Genomic DNA, 4,735 nt, shown 5'->3' with positions numbered 1-4,735 from the left:
TCCCCGATAACGGTGAACGGGTGCGCAGTTTACTGCGCGGCCGTGAGGCGTTGGCCAAGCCGTCAGGCATGGCATAACCCACGCTCAGGGGGAACGATTTAACGAGGGTTAGCAGCGTGCAGCGATGATCGGGATTCGGAAGGGGCACCCTTGCGGCGCGGCGATGTATACATCGCTAACGTGCCTTGGTTATACAGCAATAAATCAGGGAGAAAGCAGGTTATAAACACTTAGCAAACAGATTCGGGATACATTGCAAACACCTAGCAAACAGATTCAGAACACATAGCAAACAGATTAAAGACAGATGGCAAACACTGGTCGCTAAAGGTATCGGGCGGATCCTGATCATAGCGTTTTGGAGTCCGGGCGGTACTCCAAAAACACATCTTGTCCCGCTGTTTTGTCGCCGGCGCGGAGCGGCGGTAATGACAAAACATTTCCTGTCCGTCCGCATAAGTTCATGCAGAAGACGTAAGTGGTGAAATATGATGGTACCGAGCGACAGGAGCCTGAATGGACAACGGAGAAATTACGCTTCCTCGGTCATTCGCTCACTGCATTCGGTCATGACTCTGCGGCGAACGTTACGGGATCAATCAAAAGACATGGAGATATGAAGTGTGAGGAGCAGCTTGAAGGTTGCCGGTTTTCCATAGGCTTCGCCCTCCTGACGAGCTTCTCAGAAATCAGGCGATTTCCGGTGCTCAAATCAGAAGGGGCGAAACCCGACAGGACTTAAAGATCCCCACCGTTTCCGATGGGTCGCTCCCTCGTGCGCTCTCCTGTTCCCACCATGAGGTTTACCCGTTGCAGACCGCCGTAAGGTGGCGTTTTCTCATTCCTACCCGTGCAACTGGGTTCCTTGTAGGTGGTTCGCTCCAAGCTGGGCTGTATGCACGAACTCCCCGTTCAACCCGACTACCGCGCCTTTTCAGGTAACTTTTCTCTTGATTCCAACCCTGACAGACACGACGAATCGCCACTGGCGGTAGCCATTGGTAACAGAGATGTGCGAGAGATATTCTGAGAACTCTTGAAGTGGAAGCCAGTCTACGGCTACACTGGAATGACAGATTTGGTGACATGTCTCGCACAAGACTGTTACCTCGGTTCAGAAACTTGCAGGTTTCTGATCCTTCGAAAAAACCGCCTTGCAGGGCGGTTTTTTCGTTTGCTAGCTTACGCTTTATAACAACACATCGTCAATTCTCGCCCTTCTGCCTAAACAAGGTTGCTGGAAATGCCCCCTGAACAAGCGTCTCTAATGAGTGATCCAAGAATAATCGGAGCTGTAATTGCTGCAATCTTGGCCTTTTTAGCGCCAACCATTAGAGATTTCTTGATCACTAAAAGAACAAAAAAAAACCTTATAAAGATTCTGATTGTTGATGTAAGCGCCCGCGTTCAAAAAGTGGATAACTTTTTGATTCCTTTCCAATTAGCTATAAACAAGGCAAAAAGCGAAAACGAGTATATGCCTTGGGTTAGTTATAACGAGGGGTTAGAAGACCATATAGACTGGAAAGATGAAAAGTGGTTAATGCCTAAGGACTTAGTTGCAGAAATAGTAGGATTTTATAGCAACACAAAATCGCTCATAAAATTTATCGAGTCTATAAATTCAGACAGATACAAGGAAATATCGAGAGAACGGCAGATTGCGATGCTTGAGGGGTTGTTGGAAGATTTGAAGCAAAGCTATCAGGAGGGTTTCAAGCTTTTGAAACTCCTCCAGTCTAAACAAGGTGTTAGTTAAAAAACTACTGGGCCTGGGCCAATATCCTTGAACATTTTGCACCTCTGTTAGTTGATTTAGCTTTGGTAGATTGTTGACGAACCCGTCACCAATGTCAAAGGATAGTAAGTTCTGCAGGCTGCTTTTGCAATCAACATAATTTAGGCTGTGATAGCTGCTGTAATAAGCCGCTAAGTATTAGTGACCCAAAGAAATCTATCATATTTAATTCTCTAGAGTTCCGTCCAAAATATAATGCTATTTAGTTTTATATTTCCTCAGAAACTCAACAATTCTTTTTCGCTCTTCAAGCAATAATTTATATGAATTTTCATCACCAACATTATTGAACTTAAAGTGAGAGCGACCTAAGCTCAAGCTAGAAACCCCATCTAACCACATACTAGCGGCAGTATCAGCATCTGTATTATCTATAGCGTTTGATGATATTTTATCAATTGAAGTTAAAATATCATCATGTAGTAAAAGCATTTTTTTGTATGCGGCTGTTGGAGAGCTATTTTTACTATTCTTTATGCTTCCAATTTCATTTATTTTACTGTTAACTCTATCCATTACGCCAAAAACGCCTAACCTTGCTTCAACAGACTTTCTCTCAGACTTATATTTGGCTCCAGTCTGGAACAAAAGTTCTGAGTTGATGTAAGAGCCAAGATCATGAGCGTCTTTCACAGCAGTCCTGACACCTTCACTAAACTGGGGATACGCAATAACTAGTCCACCTAAGATAGGCAGTATCTTACCATAAGCTGTTATTTTTGCTTTAATTGAGCCTTCAGTAAACTCAACTTCTATATGAACATCATGGCCAATAAAAAAAGGAATGCGACTTTTCGCAAAATTAGTTATTTCCGCTTCTATTTCTGCAATTCGGTCTTTCTTTTCTTGTGCACTAACCCCCGACAACCACTTTGGATTAACATGCACATATGATTGAGAAATTATATTGCCTGAAACATAATTGGCCATTCCTTCACCCATTGGTTAAATATGTAACTTTGTTATACTAATCTTTCGGGATATCCCGACAGTGAGCAGCACTCACCGTAATTTTATAAATGCATCCATACAACTAAAAAATCAATCCATTTCTCTTTTTTCTCTCAATGCAGTCTTTCTACACTCACGACACCAACTTTGAGAACGAACTTTCTTTCCATTGGCTCCTTTAATGGTTCTGAAACCAAAAAGAGAATCGAGCTGTTCAAAGGTATTAGCCTCTGTATTGCAGCTATAGTGAGGGCATGGGCATGAATGAGGTAGTGTAATAGACCCTGTAGAGGTAATGGCCATAGTGTCTCCGTATTCTTTTTAGATTTAGATAGAGGTATAAGAATAAAAAACATACTAAAAATCCATAAAATTCTTCCTTACGATAGGATTTTTTCTATGTTAGAACTGCTTTTAGCATGAAATTCCGACCACTAACCTACCCAGTACCTCATTCTGACGTAATCTGAATGAAAACCAGAGTTCACTGGCCTTCCTCCCTTAAGCCTTACTAGCATGTAGATCTACCATAACATCCCGCCGCCCAACTGTAGCCAAGCGGGAATCGGATAGTAGGTTTAGCTAAGCGCTCTCAGTTTCTAAATTTCCGCCAAACATGCGCATGTTGTTCAGCTCCTCGATGCTATAAGCCTTAGAAACCCATTGTTTATCAAATTCTTCTACACCAAACCTTTCATGGTTTATCCCGTTAATTGCTATGACAAAACCATTTGGGAGTTCAACCTGATAGTTAGGCCTGACGCCAGTGCCCGACATCCCGATGCGGATGAAAGTGTTTTTATCATTCGCTTTTGCATCGGAAGGGCTTCTTTTCACCTCAGCTAGCGCACGTGCTTTTGACTTCATTTTTTCGAAGTGATCTAACGGAATTTCGCGAAAATTACCGCCCCATGCCTTATCCATACAACCTCCAACCAATTTAAACGATGTCCTAAGCCAAAAAGAAAGATGTGGTTACGCCCGGATAATTATCTCTATACTTTCTTCGGAAACCTCATACTTTCTAGATAAAAGTATCTTAGCTTGCTGAATAGAGATTCCATCTGGGTAAGATTCTTCTTCCTGTACGACTTTTGGAGACTTAACGTCAACATCTGGCATTCCTTTGAAATTTAATGAATTTTCATCAATACCTAAATCAGTTAATGATGAGTAAGCAACGGGGTTCCTTGCTCCATCCCACATGTTAGGGTATGCAACCTTTGCATACTCACTAACTTTAATCAGCCACCTTGTTGGACGTGACCCATCCCACTCTGGGGAAACAACAACATCGGAGATTTTGCCGATGAAAAATGCGTTTTTATGAGGGTCAGAGACACTTCCCCAGTCATTATTATGATTATCAGCAGGATCTCTATTCTGTACACAGACGACGTACTTGCAGCGAGAGGCGCGCTTCTCGTTAAGAACCCATGAGCTAGAGCCTCCATCACTTAACAAACGGTCAAAACCACGTGCGGTAAAAACCACTACAGCCGAATCATTCATGTGCATCTCCTTTGAAAGTATGAAGCACACTATATACTTATGAAATACAAAGTCAACAATACTATATATAAAGTATTCGTAAGTATTTTTTAGATCTGTAGGAATGCGATGCTCTTAGCGAAACTGAATACCACTAGGATTTACCATAACATCGTTTGCCCGCACCGCCTCAGAGGCCCTCAGCGCGATTCTGCGGCCTGAGGGCTATTTCCGGTACCTTTCCCTGTCCAGAACCTTGAAAAACGCCCCTGATGATTTCTGTGCGCCTGCATGGCTATGCATACGAGTGAATAGCAGCCGATTTCGGGCGGATGCTGGCACTAAAGGCGGATTTTCGGTGATTAACTTCCCCGATAACGGTGAACGGGTGCGCAGTTTACTGCGCGGCCGTGAGGCGTTGGCCAAGCCGTCAGGCATGGCATAACCCACGCTCAGGGGGAACGATTTAACGAGGGTTAGCAGCGTGCAGCGATG

The 4,735-nt window shown here is 43.4% G+C and carries 4 protein-coding genes; 1 reads left to right on the top strand and 3 read right to left on the bottom strand.

From position 1 onward, the window contains the following. Window positions 1-1,243 precede the first annotated feature (1,243 nt). Window positions 1,244-1,759: a hypothetical protein gene (locus tag ACQE32_RS19785; protein ID WP_427022318.1), complete on the top strand. Its 516-nt coding sequence runs from the start codon at window positions 1,244-1,246 to the stop codon at window positions 1,757-1,759. Between the two features lie 237 nt (window positions 1,760-1,996). Here the strand turns inward: ACQE32_RS19785 and ACQE32_RS19780 are convergent, their stop codons facing one another. The 3 genes from ACQE32_RS19780 to ACQE32_RS19770 all read right to left on the bottom strand — a co-directional run bounded on the left by ACQE32_RS19780 (window position 1,997) and on the right by ACQE32_RS19770 (window position 4,261). Continuing rightward, the gene (locus ACQE32_RS19780; protein WP_427022317.1) at window positions 1,997-2,728 is read right to left on the bottom strand and encodes a hypothetical protein; all 732 of its coding nucleotides are present in this window, start codon (window positions 2,726-2,728) and stop codon (window positions 1,997-1,999) included. Window positions 2,729-3,331: 603 nt separating this feature from the next. Then, window positions 3,332-3,673, bottom strand: a complete 342-nt coding sequence (locus ACQE32_RS19775; RefSeq protein ID WP_426973437.1) for a hypothetical protein — start codon at window positions 3,671-3,673, stop codon at window positions 3,332-3,334. Window positions 3,674-3,724: 51 nt separating this feature from the next. Then, window positions 3,725-4,261, bottom strand: a complete 537-nt coding sequence (locus ACQE32_RS19770) for a hypothetical protein (RefSeq protein ID WP_427022316.1) — start codon at window positions 4,259-4,261, stop codon at window positions 3,725-3,727. Between the last annotated feature and the right edge of the window lie 474 nt (window positions 4,262-4,735).

It is taken from the genome of Pantoea sp. FN0302 (assembly GCF_050113775.1).
Classification (GTDB): domain Bacteria; phylum Pseudomonadota; class Gammaproteobacteria; order Enterobacterales; family Enterobacteriaceae; genus Mixta; species Mixta alhagi.
This window is presented reverse-complemented; position numbering and strand designations above follow the sequence as displayed.